The organism is Kosakonia sp., assembly GCF_032104925.1.
Lineage (GTDB): Bacteria > Pseudomonadota > Gammaproteobacteria > Enterobacterales > Enterobacteriaceae > Kosakonia.
Genome location: NZ_DAMCGF010000012.1, coordinates 108,403 through 127,566 on the forward strand (window position 1 = coordinate 108,403; position 19,164 = coordinate 127,566).

Here is a 19,164-nt window from a genome sequence, read left to right on the forward strand (position 1 = left end):
TAAAAAAAGCCCATCTTCCAGTCTGTTGCGTTTGCAGTTTTTCATAAGGACAAACCGGCTTTGTTCACTGCGATAATCCGGCGGGCAGGCACGCACACCCCCAAACATGGCAGCGCGCATTATTCTACGTGAAAACGACTTAAACAGCAGTTCAAACCGAGTATCTTTGCGAATATTTTTTCACATTGGTATCGAGCGGTTGGGAAGCCGCGATAAAATCGCCCTGCCCACCCGCAACACCCCGTTCCACCAGCGTCTGCCATTCGCCACGAGAGCGAACGCCGGTCGCGAAAACTCGCGTTCGCGTGCCTTTGCACGCTTCCACGAGGCTTTGCACCAGAAGCTGGTTTTCGGTGCGCTTTTCAATGTTCCTGACCAGCCCCGGATGCAGCTTTAATAATTCAACATCCAACGCTTTAATCCAACTGGTGCTCACCAACGTCAGACCCGCCTGATTTACCACCACGCGGGCGCCTAATGCGTTGATTAAACGCACCACCGACTGTAACCGGCTGATATGTTGACAAACATCCGCCTCAGCAAGTTCAAAAATAATCCGTTTACGTTGAGATTTTTCGCACTGCATTAATATATCGCGTAGCCAGCGTTGAAAACGGGGGCGGATTAATGATTCCACTGTTATTTGCATGGCGAGGTTTTCTTCCGGCCAAAAACCCATAAACGGAATCAGCCGCGTCACCTGCAGGCGGTCATACTCTTCAGCCAGGCCAAACTGCTGCACCATGGGCATATACTCTTCGGCAATCACTTCTTGTTCGCCGTCGAAAATGCGGCACATCAGCTCGCGGTGATGAACCTGGCCATCACGGTTGATCGCCGGTTTCTGATACACGCGCGGCCCGCCGCGGCTCAGCATCTGCTCAATCAGCGTCCGCCAGCGCACATTTCCACGCCCTTGCTCCGGCAATGTGTCGTCGTACACTGACCAACTGTTTCCGCCCTGCAACACCGCGTTGCGCGCTGCGGCTTCGGCATGCTCCATGACTTGCACACCGGCTTGCCCACTACGCCAGGCACAAATACCAATGTGCATAATGTCTTCGCGGGTCAGCGCTTTATTTGGGGGTAACCCGTCCACTGCTTTCAGGATCTGCCCGGCGATGCTCTCCGCTTCCTTTAATGTGCGATGCGGCAGCAGTACGGCGAAGTCGCTGCGATGGTAGCGAGCCAGTAACGCACCGGGATAACGCATAATAAAAGTAGAAAGCAGGTTAATGAGGGTAAAGAGATACTCTTCGGTGGTGGTTCCGCCGCTATCGCGCAGCAGATCAAAGTCCGGCAAACGGATCATCATCACCACGCCGTGCGAACCCACCTTTTCCTGATCTTCCAGCAGCGTGGCGAGCTGGTTATCAAAAAACAGACGGTTATTGAGGCCCGTTCGCTTGTCCTGCGCCGCATAGGAGCGGATAAGCGTATCCATGCGGCTACGTTGATCGCTGGCAAACTGGATATCGGTCAGCAACACATCCAGCGCGCTGCTGGTGCGTGATGGCCACTCATAAATGCTGCCGCGAACCTGCGGCCCGCGCTCGCCGTTGAGGATCCGCGTCGCGCGTGTCTCCAGCAGTTCCTGCCCGGAAAGCTGTCGCCGCAACCAGCGAACGGAGAGAAAGAGGATCACAATCATAAAACCGATCGCCACCGTCAGCGGCGCGGTGGTTAACAACGAACGAAAGTAGTTCGCCATGGGATCCTGGTAAACCAGCGTGAAGGTGAAACCGGGATTTTTCAGGGAGGGAATATGCAGCTCCCGATATTGATAGTTGCTGCCCGCCGGGCGATAACTTCCGTTATGCGAATAACTGAGCACCGTGCGCTGGCCTTGCTTAATCTGAATCTCAATAATGTCTACCGGCACCATTAATTCATCAAGCTGCGGCAACAGCCGGGAAACCGGCGTTGAGATCAAGCGCGTATCAATAATTGCCGCCACCGCTTCCACACGATTGGCAACCTTATTTTGAATGGCGTTATAGAAGCTCAGTGAACATCCAATCAGGGTGACGAAAAACGCCAGCCCTGTCAGTAGCGTCACAAAAGCTGAAAATTTCGTCGTTAATCGCATCCTTGTGTTAACTCCGCTTGTATAAAGAACGAAACGATACCGCTCAGGGTTACGTCATAGAAGTAAGTGCTAACTTTGGTGTCTACCCGCGTCCCGGGATAGCGTGGAGGCGGCAGGGAAAACTGGCACCGCGTTTCATATCTGCGAGTATAGCCCTCAGAAATTTTTTGCCAACAATCAATAAGCCTGAAAAATGTCTTAACCTGACTATTTACAATGTTTGGTAACACACTCATGCTCGCGCTCACGCTTCGCTTACACCATGCTTGACGAGAGACTAACGGAGGATGTGATGAAGAAAAAACTAACTGAAGCCGATGTCACTGCGGAATCCGTTTTTATGTTACAGCGCCGCCAGGTGCTGAAAATGCTGGGAATTAGCGCCTCGGCATTGACCCTGGCACCCGGCGCGCGGGCCGATCTGTTGGACTGGTTTAAAGGCCATGACCGGCCAAAAGCGCCATCAGGAAAACCGCTCGAGTTTACGCAACCTGCGCAGTGGAAAGCCTCTCTCCCGCTGACACCGGAAGAGAAAGTCACCGGCTATAACAACTTCTATGAATTTGGCCTCGATAAAGCCGATCCTGCCGCCAACGCCGGGGGAATGAAAACCGATCCCTGGACACTGACCATTGATGGTGAAGTCGCGAAACCGTTAACCCTCGACCACGCGGCGCTGACCTCGCGTTTCCCGCTGGAAGAGCGAATCTACCGGATGCGCTGCGTAGAGGCCTGGTCGATGGTGGTGCCGTGGATCGGCTTCCCGCTGCATAAACTGCTGGCGTTAGTTGAACCCACCAGCAACGCAAAATATGTCGCGTTCCAGACACTTTACGCACCGGATCAGATGCCGGGGCAAAAAGACCGATTTATCGGCGGAGGCCTTAAATACCCGTATGTTGAAGCGTTACGTATAGATGAAGCGATGCATCCGCTCACGCTGCTTACTGTCGGGGTGTATGGCAAAGCGCTGCCGCCGCAGAACGGCGCACCGATCCGCCTGACTGTGCCGTGGAAATATGGTTTTAAAGGCATCAAATCGATAGTCAGTATCAAGCTCACCAGTAAACGACCGCCGACCACCTGGAACCTTGCCGCGCCCGATGAATATGGCTTCTACGCCAACGTGAACCCGCATGTGGATCACCCACGCTGGTCACAAGCAACGGAACGTTTTATTGGATCCGGCGGCGCGCTGGATGTAAAACGTCAGCCAACGCTGCTGTTTAATGGCTACGCTGAAGAAGTGGCTTCGCTTTATCACGGGTTAGATCTGCGGGAGAATTTCTGAGTGCGCTTAACGGCAAAACAGGTGACATGGTTAAAAGTCGCATTGCATCTGGCGGGTCTGCTGCCTTTACTTTGGCTTTTCTGGGCGGCGAATCAGGGCTATTTCAGCGCCGATCCGGCGAAAGACATCCAGCATTTTACGGGCAGAATGGCGCTTAAATTCCTGCTCGCCAGTTTGCTGGTAGCACCGCTGGCACGCTACGCGAAACAACCTTTATTGATCAGAACCCGGCGTTTGCTGGGGCTGTGGTGCTTTGCCTGGGCGACGCTGCACCTGACCAGCTACACCTTGCTGGAACTGGGTATTAATAATCTTTCATTATTAGGACAAGAGTTGGTAACGCGCCCTTATTTAACGCTGGGTGCCGTAAGTTGGCTGATTTTGCTGGCATTGGCGTTGACCTCAACGCAATGGGCGCAGCGCAAGCTGGGAAAACGCTGGCAACAACTACACAATTTCGTCTATCTGGTGGCGATCCTCGCACCGATTCACTACCTTTGGTCGGTGAAAATCTTGTCACCGCAGCCGATCCTTTACGCTGCCGCCGCGATTGGACTGTTAGCGTGGCGCTATAAGAAGTTTCGCCAATGGTGGCGTTAACACGCTCATTGTGTGCAGTTCTCCGCAGATCTACTATCATTCACCGCCAGATTCCGGGCGGTGGTTGATAATCTTCCCTGATAAGACCAGTATTTAGCTGCCAATTGCTACGAAATCGTTATAATGTGCGACTTTGGTTTTCCTGACAGGGGTTTTTAGCCTCTGAAAAGGTGACAATCGCGAATCGAAGGTATATTTTGTTTTTTACCCGAGAATCGCAGGAGATAGCGGCACAATGGCTGGCAAGTTCCACATATTAGTTTTGAACGGACCGAACCTGAACATGCTTGGCACCCGCGAGCCGGATAAGTACGGCACGCTTACGCTCAGCGAGATTGTTAACGGTTTGAGCACCGAAGCGGCAGCGCTTGATGTGGAACTGGCGCATTTTCAGTCAAACGCGGAGTACGCAATCATCGACCGTATTCATCAGGCTAAAGACATTATGGACTTCATCCTGATCAATCCGGCCGCGTTTACGCACACCAGTGTTGCTATCCGCGACGCATTGTTGGCAGTCGACATCCCGTTTATCGAGATCCACCTGACCAACGTGCATGCGCGGGAGCCATTCCGCCACCACTCGTATCTGTCAGATATCGCCGAAGGTGTTATTTGCGGGCTGGGTGCGGAAGGTTATTCATACGCTTTACAGACGGCGGTAAAACGCCTGTCACAATCACACTAAACAAGAGTACGGAACCCACTCATGGATATTCGTAAGATTAAGAAACTGATCGAGCTGGTTGAAGAATCAGGCATCTCCGAACTGGAAATTTCTGAAGGCGAAGAGTCTGTGCGCATCAGCCGCAGCGCGCCGAATGCTGGCTTCCCGGTGATGCAGCAGGCTTATGCTGCGCCGATGATGCAACAGCAACCAGCCCTGTCTAACGCTGTCGCAACTGCCGCAGCGCCGGAAGCCCCTGCAGCCGCAGCGGAAATCAGTGGTCACATCGTACGTTCCCCGATGGTCGGAACCTTCTATCGCACCCCGAGCCCGGACGCGAAAGCGTTTATCGAAATCGGCCAGAAAGTCAACGTGGGCGATACCCTGTGCATCGTTGAAGCCATGAAAATGATGAACCAGATCGAAGCCGATAAATCAGGCGTGGTGAAAGCCATTCTGGTTGAAAGTGGCCAACCGGTTGAATTTGACGAGCCGCTGGTCGTCATCGAGTAAACGAGGCGCACATGCTGGATAAAATTGTTATCGCCAACCGCGGCGAGATTGCACTGCGTATTCTTCGTGCCTGTAAAGAACTGGGCATCAAGACTGTCGCCGTGCACTCCACTGCGGATCGCGATTTAAAACACGTACTGCTGGCAGATGAGACCGTATGTATCGGTCCTGCGCCATCAGTAAAAAGCTATCTGAATATCCCGGCAATTATCTCCGCCGCCGAAATCACCGGCGCGGTGGCGATTCACCCGGGTTATGGCTTCCTCTCTGAGAACGCCAACTTCGCTGAGCAGGTTGAGCGCTCCGGCTTTATCTTCATCGGCCCGAAAGCAGACACCATCCGCCTGATGGGCGACAAAGTGTCGGCAATCACCGCCATGAAGAAAGCTGGCGTACCGACCGTACCGGGTTCAGACGGCCCGCTGGGCGACGATATGGATGCAAACCGCGCCCATGCTAAGCGCATCGGTTACCCGGTTATCATCAAAGCCTCCGGCGGCGGCGGCGGTCGCGGTATGCGCGTTGTGCGCAAAGACGCCGACCTGGCGCAGTCCATCAGCATGACGCGTGCGGAAGCGAAAGCCGCTTTCAACAACGACATGGTGTACATGGAAAAATACCTGGAAAATCCTCGCCACGTCGAGATCCAGGTGCTGGCCGATGGTCAGGGTAACGCTATCTATCTGGCAGAGCGCGACTGCTCCATGCAGCGCCGCCACCAGAAAGTGGTCGAAGAAGCACCAGCACCGGGCATCACCCCGGAACTGCGTCGCTATATCGGCGAGCGCTGTGCGAAAGCCTGTGTCGATATCGGCTATCGCGGAGCGGGTACGTTTGAGTTTCTGTTCGAAAACGGCGAGTTCTACTTCATCGAGATGAACACCCGTATTCAGGTTGAGCACCCGGTTACCGAAATGATTACCGGCGTTGACCTGATCAAAGAGCAGTTGCGTATCGCAGCCGGTCAGCCGCTGTCCATTAAGCAAGAAGAAGTGGTGGTGAAAGGCCATGCGGTGGAATGCCGTATTAACGCCGAAGATCCGAACACCTTCCTGCCTAGCCCGGGCAAAATCACTCGCTTCCATGCCCCTGGTGGGTTTGGTGTGCGCTGGGAATCGCATATTTACGCCGGTTACACCGTACCGCCGTATTACGATTCAATGATTGGCAAGCTTATCTGCTACGGCGAGAGCCGCGATGTGGCGATTGCGCGCATGAAGAATGCGTTGCAGGAGCTGATTATCGACGGGATCAAAACCAACGTTGATCTGCAGATGCGTATTATGAGCGACGAGAACTTCCAGCATGGTGGCACCAACATCCACTATCTGGAGAAAAAACTCGGTTTGCAGGAAAAATAATCTGCAATCAGCGCAAAAGGCCGGATCTTCCGGCCTTTTTTGTTTTTCTCTCCCCGGAACCTGCCCATAGGGTACAATCCCCGCTTTCTTCATTTACAAGGGACAAAAATGGACAACCGTTTTGTTCAGGCTCACAAAGAAGCCCGCTGGGCGCTGTGGCTGACCCTTCTTTATCTTGCCGCCTGGTTAGTGTGCGCTTACCTACCAGGTACAGAGCAGGGCTTCACCGGGCTGCCGCGTTGGTTTGAACTGGCCTGCCTGCTTACGCCGCTGGTATTTGTTTTACTTTGCTGGGCGATGGTGCGTTTTATCTTCCGCGATATCTCTCTGGAGGATAACGATGCAAACTGAAATTATCGCCGTGCTGATAATCTACCTGATCGTTGTCTTCGGCCTCTCTTTCTATGCGATGCGCCAGCGTAGCAGCGGTACTTTCCTGAGCGAGTACTTCCTCGGTAGCCGTTCCATGGGCGGATTTGTGCTGGCGATGACGCTGACCGCAACCTATGTCAGCGCCAGTTCGTTTATTGGCGGGCCGGGAGCCGCGTACAAATTCGGCCTTGGCTGGGTGCTGCTGGCGATGATCCAGGTTCCCACCATTTGGCTGTCGCTGGGCATTCTCGGCAAAAAATTCGCAATTCTGGCACGTCGCTACAATGCCATTACGCTCAACGACATGCTGATGGCGCGCTACCAGAGCCGCGCGGTCGTGTGGATCGCCAGCGTCAGCCTGCTGGTGGCCTTTGTCGGTGCGATTGCCGTGCAGTTTATCGGCGGCGCGCGTCTGCTGGAGACAGCGGCCGGCATCAAATACGAATCGGGCCTGCTGATCTTCGGCATTACTATCGCGTTGTATACGGCGTTTGGCGGTTTTCGCGCCAGTGTGTTAAACGACACCATGCAAGGTCTGGTGATGCTGATTGGTACGCTGGTGTTACTGGTCGGCGTGATCCATGCGGCGGGCGGATTGCATAACGCCGTTGCTACCTTGCAGCATATCGATCCGAAACTGGTTAGCCCGCAGGGCGCGCACGACATTCTTTCCCCGGCGTTTATGACCTCGTTTTGGGTGCTGGTGTGTTTTGGCGTTATCGGTCTGCCGCATACCGCTGTGCGCTGTATTTCGTATAAAGACAGCAAGTCGGTGCACCGTGGGATCATTATCGGCACCATTGTCATCGCGCTGTTGATGCTGGGAATGCATCTGGCGGGAGCGCTGGGTCGTGCTGTGCTACCGAATCTGTCGGTGCCGGATCAGGTTATTCCCACATTGATGGTCGAAGTGTTGCCACCGTGGGCCGCAGGGTTGTTCCTTGCCGCACCGATGGCCGCGATCATGTCCAATGTCAACGCGCATCTGTTGCAGGCTTCCGCGACAATCATCAAAGACCTGTGGTTAAGCGCGCAGCCGACTAAAATTCGTCATGAGCCACGCTTAAAACGCATTTCCACCGTGACAACGCTGGTACTCGGCATTTTGATGATGCTGGCGGCATGGCGCCCGCCAGAGATGATCATCTGGCTGAATCTGCTGGCGTTTGGCGGGCTTGAAGCGGTATTCCTGTGGCCGCTGGTGCTGGGCCTTTACTGGGATCGCGCGAATGCCACCGGCGCGCTCAGCGCCATGATTGTTGGCGGTGCGCTGTATGCCGTGCTCGCCACCTTTAATATTCAGTACCTGGGCTTCCATCCGATTGTGCCCTCGCTGCTGTTAAGTTTGCTGGCCTTCATTGTCGGGAACCGTTTCGGTCAACCCGCGCCGCAGGCCCCAACTATTTCTGTTAATGAATAAAGAGTTATGCCATGCCTTGGATCCAACTGAAACTGAACACCACCGGCGCGAATGCGGAAGATCTGAGCGATGCTCTGATGGAAGCAGGCGCGGTGTCCATTACCTTCCAGGACACGCACGACACGCCCGTATTTGAACCGCTGCCGGGTGAAACCCGTCTGTGGGGCGATACCGACGTTATCGGCCTGTTCGATGCGGAAACCGAGATGGCGGACGTCGTTGCCCAACTCGCTTTACACCCGCTGCTCGGCGAAGGTTTCGCCCATAAAATTGAGCAACTGGAAGATAAAGACTGGGAGCGCGAATGGATGGACAACTTCCACCCGATGCGCTTTGGCGAACGCCTGTGGATCTGCCCGAGCTGGCGCGAGGTGCCGGATGCCAATGCGGTGAATGTGATGCTCGATCCGGGTCTGGCATTCGGAACCGGCACGCACCCAACCACCTCGTTGTGTCTGCAATGGCTCGATGGCCTGGATCTTGTCGGCAAAACTGTGATCGATTTTGGCTGCGGTTCCGGGATCCTTGCGATCGCCGCCCTGAAACTGGGTGCGGCTAAAGCGATCGGTATTGATATCGATCCGCAAGCGATCCAGGCAAGCCGTGATAACGCTGAGCGCAACGGCGTTTCCGAGCGTCTCGAGTTGTACCTGCCGAAAGACCAGCCAGACGCGATGAAAGCCGATGTGGTGGTTGCCAATATTCTGGCTGGCCCGTTGCGTGAACTGGCGCCGCTAATCAGCGTATTGCCCGTCGAGGGCGGTTTGCTGGGGCTTTCTGGTATCCTTGCCAGCCAGGCAGACAGCGTGTGCGAAGCCTATGCAGAACTCTTTACTCTGGATCCGGTGGTCGAGAAAGAAGAGTGGTGCCGTATCACGGGACAGAAAAGGTAAAACTGAACGCGGCCTGCGGGCCACGTTTCGCGGAGCCAGCGCGCTGAACTGTCGAAAAAACCAGCCAAAATGCCGATCAAAAAATTGCGAGCAGCTTCGCAAAAATCGTCATTTTTGTCTGAAAAAACAGCAGTTCAGCCGCTTATCACCCGCGAAAAAACGATAACTTGTGCGAATTTATGCGTTATGTGAAATTTTTATCTTTTGCATAACCCTATGAAAAACATGATTTAATACGTTTATTGCCCCGGTGGACTGGCTATTCCTTGATCTACAACAGAGGATTGCTCAAAGTTTGGCCTTTCATCTCGTGCAAAAAATGCGTAATATACGCCGCCTTGCAGTCACAGTATGGTCATTTCTTAACTCATGCGCATCGGACACCACCAGCTCAGAAATCGCCTGATCGCAGCGCCCATGGCTGGCATTACTGACAGACCATTCCGGACGTTGTGCTACGAGATGGGAGCCGGTTTAACCGTATCCGAGATGATGTCTTCTAACCCACAAGTGTGGGAAAGCGACAAGTCCCGACTGCGGATGGTGCACATTGATGAACCCGGTATTCGCACCGTGCAAATTGCCGGCAGCGACCCGGATGAAATGGCGGAAGCCGCACGTATTAACGTGGAAAGCGGCGCCCAGATTATTGATATCAATATGGGTTGCCCGGCTAAAAAAGTGAATCGCAAGCTTGCAGGTTCCGCCCTGCTGCAATACCCGGATCTGGTGAAGTCGATCCTGACCTCGGTAGTTAATGCAGTGGATGTTCCTGTCACTCTGAAGATTCGCACGGGTTGGGCTCCAGAACACCGTAACTGCGTAGAAATTGCCCAACTGGCTGAAGAGTGTGGTATTCAGGCTCTGACCATTCATGGACGCACCCGCGCCTGTTTGTTCAACGGAGACGCTGAGTACGACAGTATTCGGGCAGTTAAGCAGAAAGTTTCCATTCCGGTTATCGCGAATGGCGACATTACTGACCCGCTTAAAGCCAGAGCTGTGCTCGACTATACAGGGGCGGATGCCCTGATGATAGGCCGCGCAGCTCAGGGAAGACCCTGGATCTTCCGGGAAATCCAGCATTATCTGGACACTGGGGAGCTGCTGGCCCCGCTGCCTTTGGCAGAGGTTAAGCGCTTGCTTTGCGCGCACGTTCGGGAACTGCATGACTTTTACGGTCAGGCGAAAGGTTACCGAATCGCACGCAAACACGTCTCCTGGTATCTCCAGGAGCACGCTCCGAATGACCAGTTTCGGCGCACATTCAACGCCATTGAGAATGCCAGCGAACAGCTGGAGGCGTTGGAGGCATACTTCGAAAATTTTGCGTAAACAGAAATAAAGAGCTGACAGAACTATGTTCGAACAACGCGTAAATTCTGACGTACTGACCGTTTCTACCGTTAACTCTCAGGATCAGGTAACCCAAAAACCGCTCCGTGACTCGGTAAAACAGGCACTGAAGAACTATTTTGCTCAACTGAATGGTCAGGATGTTAATGACCTGTATGAGCTGGTACTGGCTGAAGTAGAACAGCCACTGTTGGACATGGTGATGCAATACACCCGTGGTAATCAGACCCGCGCGGCGCTGATGATGGGCATCAACCGCGGTACGCTGCGTAAAAAACTGAAAAAATACGGCATGAACTGATTTTTAATCAGTGAGTTGTATTGATAAAAAGGCGCTAACCGGCATGGGAAAGCGCCTTTTTTATTGCCTGAAATAGCGCTAAAAACCCCGCTTTCCCTGTCATTCCGGGGTTACGGATTCGTGTATATTTCAACAAATGGTTGCAAGAAAGGGAGATACGGAATGATTCGCAAGTATTGGTGGCTGGTGGCTTTCGCCCTGTCGATTCTCATGCTGGATAGCTTAATCATGTACTGGGTTGAGTATATGACCACCGAGATCGATAAGTGCCGCAATATGAACTCCGTAAATCCGCTCAAACTGGTTAACTGCAATAATCTGTAAGTGATTGCTTGTAGCGAAAATTCGCGAAAATGCAGCCATCACCCTGATTAACGCAGGGATTTAAATCATTTTGAGCCATCTCCATACGATGCTAATGTCTCAGCCCTTTTCGCCAGTCCGATCGTACTAATGCGTAACGCCCTTAGTGAATGAGTTGATGACACCATGCTGGATAGCCAATACGACTATATCCTTGTTGTTGTTTCTTTTATCGTAGCCATTTTAGCCTCTTATACCGCCCTGAATATGGCCGGCCGAGTTTCCACCAGCAGCAAGGGATCGTCATGGGTCTGGCTCAGCGGTGGCGGCGTAGCGATGGGGATAGGCATCTGGGCGATGCATTTTATCGGCATGCTGGCGATGAACATGTCGATGAACATGCGCTACGAACCGTTTCTCACGGCCCTCTCCATGGTTATCGCGATCGGCTCTTCGTTGTTCGCGCTGTGGCTGGTGAGCGCCCCGCATCTGCATCTGCGTCGCCTGATCCCGGGCGCAATTGTCATGGGCCTGGGTATTGCAGCGATGCACTATACCGGCATGGCGGCGCTTCAGGTCTCCCCGGCCATTATCTGGAATCTGAACTGGGTCGCCTTATCGTTAGCGATCGCGCTGGTCGCCTCTTTCGCCGCCCTGTGGCTCACATTTCATCTACGTCATGAAGCGGCCCAGGTTGCGCTGATGCGTTTTGGTGCGGCAATTTTAATGGGCGTCGCCATTGCTGGTATGCATTACACCGGCATGATGGCGGCTCAAATCCCTCACCAACATGCCATGGGGCATAACGGTTTTAACAATAACTGGTTAGCCGTACTGGTCGGCATGATGGCCTTCTCGGTGCTGGGCATTACGCTACTGGTGTCGATGTTTGATGCGCGTCTGCAGGCGAAAACCTCGCTCCTGGCAACTTCACTGGCGGCCGCAAACCGCGAACTGGCACGGCTGGCGTTGCACGATACCTTAACGCGTCTGCCTAACCGCGTGTTGCTGGAAGATCGCCTTGAACAGGCCATCAACAAAGCCAAACGCGAAGGCTCGTTCTTCGCGCTGATGTTTATGGATCTCGACGGTTTCAAAACCGTCAACGACGCCTGGGGCCACGATGTCGGCGATAAATTGCTGGTCGCGGTGACCGATCGCCTGACGCAAAAATTAAAAGGGCAATACACGCTGGCGCGCATTGGTGGTGACGAGTTTGTTCTGCTGGCAGAAGTCAGCGCGCCAGATGAAGCAGCAACGCTTGCCAGTTCGTTGGTACGCGTGATCGATAAGCCCTTCACTATCGATCCCTATGACGTGATGGTGACGCTGAGCGTCGGTATTGCGCTTTATCCGCATGACGGCAAGAACGAACGGGAACTGATGTTCAACGCTGATGCGGCGATGTATCACACCAAGCATATGGGACGTAACGGTTACCACTTCTTTCAGCCCTCGATGAACACGCTGGCGCAAACACAGCTGCAGTTACTCAATGATTTGTGGATGGCACTGGAGCGCCAGGAGTTCCGGCTGGTTTATCAGCCCAAATTTAAAGCCCCCGCGGGGCCGGTTATCGGCTTTGAGGCGCTGTTGCGCTGGCATCACCCTTACCAGGGCGTGCTCACTCCGGATGTTTTTTTGCCGCTGGCGGAGAAAACCGGTCTGATTGTGCCGCTTGGTAACTGGGTAGTGGACGAAGCCTGCCGACAGCTTGGCGAATGGCGTAAAATGGGGCACCTTGACTGGTCTGTGGCGGTGAACCTTTCCACCCTGCAATTTGAACAGAGTTCTCTGGTGGCAACGATTATGGAGGCGCTGAAAAAGCATGATGTGCCGCCGCAAAAATTAATCCTGGAAGTGACCGAAACCACGGCAATGAGCAATCCGGATGAGAGTGTGCGCGTGTTGACGGAGCTGACAGATGCGGGCGTTCAAGCCTCAATCGATGATTTTGGTACAGGCTACTCCAGTCTGCTGTATCTGAAACGTCTTCCGGCCTGCGAATTAAAAATCGACCGTGCGTTTGTTCGCGAGTTAAGCCGGGAAGGCGAAGATGCCACCATCGTCTCGGCCATCGTAGCGTTAGCCAGGACGCTGAATTTAAAAGTTGTAGCGGAAGGTGTGGAAACAGAAGAACAACAAAAATTTCTTACTGAGCTGGGCTGTAATACGCTGCAGGGGTATTTATTAGGTAAACCGGTGAGCGCGGAGTCTATTACCTCTTACGGAAATAAACTTCCCCCGCCCGAGCCCCTCTCCTGAAGATGGATTGATTTAAATAAAGCGCCTGCAGGCGCTTTTGTTTTACCAAAGCCGGAAACTAGATTATTCTTATAAAAATAATGCTATGCACCATCTCTATTTAATCAAGCTCTTACGCATTGCAATAGAATTTTTTATTTCACCCTTCATCTTTTCTGCACTATTTAACCTGCGACGTAGTTTTGTCTTCATGATTTTTACAAAGAACATAATTTGAGATTATTGCACCGGGGAATTTGCGCAGGCGAATGGTAAAATATGCCTTATCGATTCTGGACAGATATCGTAATTATTGATATCGGGGATCGTGATTATTTCGAGGTAATATTATGAAAAAATTCATTTCCGTGGCATTACTGGCGACCTTCCTGGCAGGCTGTGCCCACGATTCTCCTTGTGTTCCGGTGTACGATGATCAAGGTCGTCTGGTACATACCAATACCTGTATGAAAGGCACAACTCAAGATAACTGGGAAACTGCCGGCGCAATTGCCGGCGGCGCAGCGGCGATTGCCGGTCTGACGCTCGGTATCGTAGCGCTGACGAAATAGTTTAAAAGGCCAAAAGTTATAAAAAGCGCGGTTTGCCGCGCTTTTGCTTTATTAAGGTGCAGTTAATTTTTCATAAGTAAATTTTCAGCCCCATAAGCAAGCAGTAATAAAAAAATAAGTACAGATTTCCTTTTATCTGCCCCTACTGTTTTTCAGTTTTTCCTCTTTTTCTCTATTTTTGCGTGACCCATTTCACAAAGCGATGCCAATCAAGATATTGCTTATATTCACGCAGGAAACTTGTCTGTTAATTCCCTCTTAACGACGCTCTCTTTTTGCTCTGTTTTGTGGCGTAGGTTGTATTTTTGCACCACAACGGGGCAATGGTTTTATTTTTTCCTGTCTACACTCTCAATATTGCGCCTGTGCTAGCCAAATAACGGCACGCGCAAAACTGGCACTACCTTTGCTTTAAAGAGTATGGCCATCGCCACAGACAGGTTCAGGCGTTTCCCGAACGCCTTATATAACGATAAATTTTTCGCCACACAGGATGCATTATGAAAAAGATGATGATCGCCAGCCTGGCCGCTGCCGGTGTACTGTTTGCTGTCGCAAATCAGGCACATGCAGGCGCAACGCTGGATGCCGTTAAAAAGAAAGGTTTCGTACAATGCGGTATCAGCGACGGTCTGCCTGGCTTTTCCTACGCGGATGCGAGCGGTAAATTCACCGGTATCGACGTGGACGTTTGCCGCGGCGTTGCCGCCGCCGTATTCGGTGACGACACGAAAGTAAAATATACCCCGCTGACGGCCAAAGAGCGTTTTACCGCTCTGCAATCTGGCGAAGTGGATATGCTCTCCCGTAATACCACCTGGACCTCTTCCCGCGATGGCGGCATGGGCCTGTCATTCACTGGCGTAACCTATTACGACGGTATCGGCTTCCTGACCCACAACAAAGCAGGCCTGAAAAGCGCTAAAGAGCTGGACGGCGCAACCGTTTGTATTCAGGCGGGCACCGATACTGAGCTGAACGTGGCGGATTATTTTAAATCCAACAAAATGAAATATACGCCGGTGACCTTCGACCGTTCCGATGAATCCGCGAAAGCGCTGGAATCAGGCCGTTGCGATACACTCGCTTCCGACCAGTCTCAGCTGTATGCATTGCGTATCAAACTGAGCAACCCGGCAGAGTGGATCGTATTGCCGGAAGTGATCTCGAAAGAGCCGCTGGGGCCGGTGGTTCGCCGTGGTGATGATGACTGGTTCTCGATTGTTCGCTGGACGCTGTTCGCTATGCTGAACGCAGAAGAGATGGGTGTTAACTCGAAAAACGTCGATGAGAAAGCCGCTAACCCAGCAACGCCGGATATGGCACACCTGTTAGGTAAAGAAGGTGACTTCGGTAAAGACCTGAAGCTGGATAACAAGTGGGCTTACAACATCATTAAGAAAGTCGGTAACTATTCAGAAATCTTTGAACGTAACGTCGGTTCTGAAAGCCCGCTGAAAATCAAACGCGGCCAGAACAACCTCTGGAACAACGGCGGTATTCAGTACGCTCCGCCAGTGCGCTAATACGTAAGTGCTGTAACGGGCGCTACGCTTGCGTGGCGCCCAGCCCAGAGTCATGGTTACTGAGGTTTTCCTATGTCCCATCGCCGCCCAACCGTGAAAGGCGCTATCTCCCTTTCTAACCCTGCGGTTCGCGCCTGGCTGTTTCAAATCCTTGCGATTATCGCCGTGGTCGTTGTCGCCATTTATTTAATACACAACACCGTTACTAATCTGAATAACCGCGGCATTACCTCCGGCTTTGCCTTTCTGGATCGCGCCGCCGGTTTTGGTATTGTTCAACATCTTATTGATTATGAACAAGGTGACACCTACGGCCGTGTATTTCTTGTAGGCTTACTTAACACGCTGCTGGTTTCCGCGCTGTGCATTGTGTTCGCTTCGTTTCTCGGTTTTTTCCTCGGCCTCGCTCGTCTGTCTGAAAACTGGCTACTGCGGAAGCTATCGACCATCTATATCGAAACGTTCCGTAATATCCCGCCGCTGTTGCAGATCTTTTTCTGGTACTTCGCGGTGCTGCGTAACCTACCCGGCCCGCGCCAGGCGGTCAACGCAATGGAGCTGGTGTTTCTGAGCAACCGGGGCCTGTATATACCCTCCCCGCAAATGGGCGAGGGCATGCTGGCGTTCGCGGGCGCGATAATCCTGGCGGTGGCTATCTCCATCGGTCTGTTTCGCTTTAATAAAATGCATCAAATCAAAACCGGGCAGCTACGCCGCACATGGCCTGCCGCGCTGGGGTTGATTATTCTGTTGCCGCTGGTAGCGCACTGGGTGTTTGGCGCAGCGCTGCACTGGGACGTTCCGCATCTGCGCGGCTTTAACTTCCAGGGCGGTATGGTGCTGATCCCGGAACTCGCCGCGCTTACCATTGCGCTGTCGGTCTACACTTCCGCGTTTATCGCTGAGATTATTCGTTCAGGTATTCAGTCAGTGCCCTATGGGCAGCACGAAGCGGCACGTTCTCTCGGCCTGCCTAATCCGGTAACGCTGCGGCAGGTGATTATTCCGCAGGCGCTGCGCGTGATTATCCCCCCGCTGACCAGCCAGTATCTGAATATCGCCAAAAACTCCTCGCTGGCAGCGGCAATTGGTTATCCGGATATGGTGTCGCTGTTTGCCGGAACGGTGCTGAATCAGACCGGCCAGGCGATTGAAACTATCGCTATTACCATGTCGGTTTACTTGCTCATCAGCCTGTCGATTTCGTTACTGATGAACATCTATAACCGCCGCATTGCCCTGATTGAGCGCTAAGGAACCTTGATGACAAAAGCAATTCTGTCTCCCTCGACGCGCCAGACACCTGCAGGAAGCAATGGCGCGATAGTATGGGTACGAAAAAATCTGTTCTCCAGTTGGTCAAACTCGCTGCTGACGCTGCTGTGTCTGTGGTTAATGTGGGAGTTGATTCCCCCTTTGCTGGACTGGGCGCTGTTTCAGGCGAACTGGTTTGGTTCGACACGTGCCGATTGTACGAAAGCAGGCGCGTGCTGGGTGTTTATCCACGAGCGTTTTGGCCAGTTTATGTATGGCCTCTACCCGCATGATCAACGCTGGCGTATTAATGTGGCGCTGCTCGTTGGACTGCTCTCTATCGCACCGATGTTCTGGAAGGCGCTGCCGCGTCGCGGGCGTTATATCGCTTGCTGGGCGGTAATTTATCCGCTTGTCGTGTGGTGGTTGTTGTTTGGCGGATTTCTCGAACTGGAACGGGTTGAAACCCGCCAGTGGGGCGGTCTGACTCTGACATTGATCATCGCCTCTGTTGGTATTGCTGGCGCACTGCCACTGGGGATTCTGCTGGCGTTGGGTCGCCGTTCGAAAATGCCGGTGGTTCGCGTGTTATCGGTCATTTTCATTGAGTTCTGGCGCGGCGTTCCCTTAATTACCGTGCTGTTTATGTCCTCGGTGATGCTGCCGCTGTTTATGTCGGAAGGTACCAGTATCGATAAACTGATCCGTGCGCTGGTCGGTGTGATCCTGTTTCAGTCCGCTTATGTGGCGGAAGTGGTGCGTGGCGGTTTGCAGGCGCTGCCGAAGGGGCAATATGAAGCGGCGGAATCTCTGGCACTGGGATACTGGAAAACGCAAGGGCTGGTGATCTTACCGCAGGCGCTGAAGCTAGTGATCCCGGGGCTTGTGAACACCATCATTGCTCTGTTCAAAGATACGAGTCTGGTGATCATCATCGGCTTGTTTGATCTGTTCAGCAGCGTACAGCAAGCCACGGTCGATCCTGCATGGCTTGGGATGTCCACCGAAGGCTATGTTTTTGCTGCCTTAGTTTATTGGGTTTTCTGTTTTAGCATGTCGCGCTACAGCCAACATCTGGAGAAGCGCTTTAACACCGGGCGTACACCGCACTGAGGATCCCCATGAGTAATACAACTATGCAATCTGGCGACGCGATGATTACGCTCGAAAATGTGAATAAGTGGTACGGGCAGTTCCATGTACTGAAAGACATTAATCTCAATGTTAAACAGGGCGAGCGCATTGTGCTTTGCGGCCCGTCCGGTTCTGGAAAGTCGACAACGATCCGCTGTATTAACCATCTGGAAGAGCATCAACAAGGGCGTATTGTCGTTGATGGCATTGAGTTAAATGAAGATATCCGCAATATCGAAAAGATCCGCCAGGAAGTGGGAATGGTGTTCCAGCACTTTAATTTATTCCCGCATCTGACCGTCTTGCAAAACTGTACGCTGGCACCGATTTGGGTACGTAAGATGCCCAAGAAGGAGGCTGAAGCGCTGGCAATGCATTATCTTGAACGTGTGCGCATTGCCGAGCATGCGCATAAGTTTCCGGGGCAGATTTCCGGTGGACAGCAGCAACGTGTGGCGATCGCCCGTTCATTATGTATGAAGCCTAAAATCATGCTGTTCGATGAGCCAACTTCAGCGCTGGATCCGGAGATGGTAAAAGAGGTGCTGGATACCATGATTGGGCTGGCGCAGTCCGGCATGACGATGTTGTGTGTCACCCACGAAATGGGTTTTGCGCGCACCGTTGCCGATCGCGTGATCTTTATGGATCGGGGTGAAATCGTTGAACAGGCACCGCCGGAAGAGTTCTTTGCGAACCCAAAATCAGAACGTACCCGCGCGTTTTTGTCGCAGGTTATTCATTGATCCCTCCCCGATTGTTACAGGCCACTCATGCGGGTGGCCTTTTTTATTGCCGACGCAAAAGCATGTCGTGCAAGTATGTTTAGCAAAAGTTGGGGATGGCTATCTATCTCACTCAGTTGGTCGAGCGCACTTCTTACGAATTCCGGGGCACGCTAATCAATACCGCCTTACATATAGGTGGTGCTTTGTCTGGTATGTACTTGCTTGTTTGCCCGACGTTCCTGACTCTCGCAGGGGAGACCACACTATTATTGGCGCTACGCGTTGCACTTCTGAGTGAGGGTGTCAGATGTCTGGCTGTGGAAGGGAAATGGCTTGCTCGCTACCTCTTTGGATCTGTGGCGCTTAAATCTATTCATGCTCAAAGTGCTACTGACCTGGTGGAATTGGTTTGAGTGCGACCTTCATGTGCAAGGTTGTAAGTAGAAAAGCAAAAGGCCCAGTCTTTCGACTGGGCCTTTTGCTTTATTTGATGCCTGGCAGTTCCCTACTCTCGCATGGGGAGACCCCACACTACCATCG

Annotated in this window: 18 protein-coding genes; 17 read left to right on the forward strand and 1 reads right to left on the reverse strand. The window is 52.7% G+C overall.

Annotated features, from left to right (window positions below):
- Nucleotides 1–151: 151 nt before the first annotated feature.
- On the reverse strand, nucleotides 152–2,089 hold the full coding sequence (gene csrD, locus RT644_RS19995; protein ID WP_020455468.1) for an RNase E specificity factor CsrD: 1,938 nt from the start codon (nucleotides 2,087–2,089) through the stop codon (nucleotides 152–154).
- Nucleotides 2,090–2,378: 289 nt separating this feature from the next.
- Between csrD and msrP the strand changes: the two genes are divergently transcribed.
- From msrP to RT644_RS20080, 17 genes are all read left to right on the forward strand, one after another.
- On the forward strand, nucleotides 2,379–3,380 hold the full coding sequence (msrP, locus tag RT644_RS20000; protein ID WP_313627802.1) for a protein-methionine-sulfoxide reductase catalytic subunit MsrP: 1,002 nt from the start codon (nucleotides 2,379–2,381) through the stop codon (nucleotides 3,378–3,380).
- A complete protein-coding gene (gene msrQ, locus RT644_RS20005; protein ID WP_020455470.1) occupies nucleotides 3,381–3,980 on the forward strand; it encodes a protein-methionine-sulfoxide reductase heme-binding subunit MsrQ in 600 nt (199 codons plus the stop codon). It begins immediately after the preceding gene.
- Nucleotides 3,981–4,215: 235 nt separating this feature from the next.
- Complete coding sequence (gene aroQ / locus RT644_RS20010) at nucleotides 4,216–4,668, forward strand: type II 3-dehydroquinate dehydratase (protein WP_020455471.1); 453 nt, start codon at nucleotides 4,216–4,218, stop codon at nucleotides 4,666–4,668.
- A 21-nt stretch (nucleotides 4,669–4,689) separates the two neighbouring features.
- On the forward strand, nucleotides 4,690–5,160 hold the full coding sequence (gene accB / locus RT644_RS20015; protein ID WP_020455472.1) for an acetyl-CoA carboxylase biotin carboxyl carrier protein: 471 nt from the start codon (nucleotides 4,690–4,692) through the stop codon (nucleotides 5,158–5,160).
- A gap of 11 nt (nucleotides 5,161–5,171) precedes the next feature.
- Complete coding sequence (gene accC, locus RT644_RS20020; RefSeq protein WP_017457283.1) at nucleotides 5,172–6,521, forward strand: acetyl-CoA carboxylase biotin carboxylase subunit; 1,350 nt, start codon at nucleotides 5,172–5,174, stop codon at nucleotides 6,519–6,521.
- A 108-nt stretch (nucleotides 6,522–6,629) separates the two neighbouring features.
- Nucleotides 6,630–6,872, forward strand: a complete 243-nt coding sequence (locus tag RT644_RS20025; protein ID WP_017457282.1) for a YhdT family protein — start codon at nucleotides 6,630–6,632, stop codon at nucleotides 6,870–6,872.
- Entirely contained in the window at nucleotides 6,862–8,313 is a 1,452-nt protein-coding gene (gene panF / locus RT644_RS20030; protein ID WP_160268517.1) for a sodium/pantothenate symporter, read from the forward strand. The genes RT644_RS20025 and panF overlap by 11 nt, the downstream gene beginning before the upstream one ends.
- Nucleotides 8,314–8,324: 11 nt before the next feature.
- Entirely contained in the window at nucleotides 8,325–9,206 is an 882-nt protein-coding gene (gene prmA / locus RT644_RS20035; RefSeq protein ID WP_020455474.1) for a 50S ribosomal protein L11 methyltransferase, read from the forward strand.
- Between the two features lie 369 nt (nucleotides 9,207–9,575).
- Nucleotides 9,576–10,541, forward strand: coding sequence for a tRNA dihydrouridine synthase DusB (gene dusB / locus RT644_RS20040; protein ID WP_044489505.1), 966 nt, complete (start codon nucleotides 9,576–9,578; stop codon nucleotides 10,539–10,541).
- A 25-nt stretch (nucleotides 10,542–10,566) separates the two neighbouring features.
- Nucleotides 10,567–10,863, forward strand: a complete 297-nt coding sequence (gene fis / locus RT644_RS20045; protein WP_000462905.1) for a DNA-binding transcriptional regulator Fis — start codon at nucleotides 10,567–10,569, stop codon at nucleotides 10,861–10,863.
- 162 nt (nucleotides 10,864–11,025) lie between these two features.
- On the forward strand, nucleotides 11,026–11,187 hold the full coding sequence (locus tag RT644_RS20050) for a DUF2556 family protein (RefSeq protein ID WP_020455476.1): 162 nt from the start codon (nucleotides 11,026–11,028) through the stop codon (nucleotides 11,185–11,187).
- 165 nt (nucleotides 11,188–11,352) lie between these two features.
- Nucleotides 11,353–13,431: a putative bifunctional diguanylate cyclase/phosphodiesterase gene (locus RT644_RS20055; protein ID WP_097405958.1), complete on the forward strand. Its 2,079-nt coding sequence runs from the start codon at nucleotides 11,353–11,355 to the stop codon at nucleotides 13,429–13,431.
- 329 nt (nucleotides 13,432–13,760) lie between these two features.
- On the forward strand, nucleotides 13,761–13,982 hold the full coding sequence (locus RT644_RS20060) for a lipoprotein (RefSeq protein ID WP_017457276.1): 222 nt from the start codon (nucleotides 13,761–13,763) through the stop codon (nucleotides 13,980–13,982).
- Between the two features lie 500 nt (nucleotides 13,983–14,482).
- Nucleotides 14,483–15,508, forward strand: coding sequence for an amino acid ABC transporter substrate-binding protein (locus RT644_RS20065; RefSeq protein WP_020455478.1), 1,026 nt, complete (start codon nucleotides 14,483–14,485; stop codon nucleotides 15,506–15,508).
- 72 nt (nucleotides 15,509–15,580) lie between these two features.
- Nucleotides 15,581–16,762: an amino acid ABC transporter permease gene (locus RT644_RS20070; protein ID WP_097405957.1), complete on the forward strand. Its 1,182-nt coding sequence runs from the start codon at nucleotides 15,581–15,583 to the stop codon at nucleotides 16,760–16,762.
- Between the two features lie 9 nt (nucleotides 16,763–16,771).
- Entirely contained in the window at nucleotides 16,772–17,875 is a 1,104-nt protein-coding gene (locus RT644_RS20075; RefSeq protein ID WP_313627808.1) for an amino acid ABC transporter permease, read from the forward strand.
- 8 nt (nucleotides 17,876–17,883) lie between these two features.
- Nucleotides 17,884–18,642, forward strand: coding sequence for an amino acid ABC transporter ATP-binding protein (locus RT644_RS20080; protein ID WP_044489506.1), 759 nt, complete (start codon nucleotides 17,884–17,886; stop codon nucleotides 18,640–18,642).
- The last annotated feature ends 522 nt before the right edge of the window (nucleotides 18,643–19,164 follow it).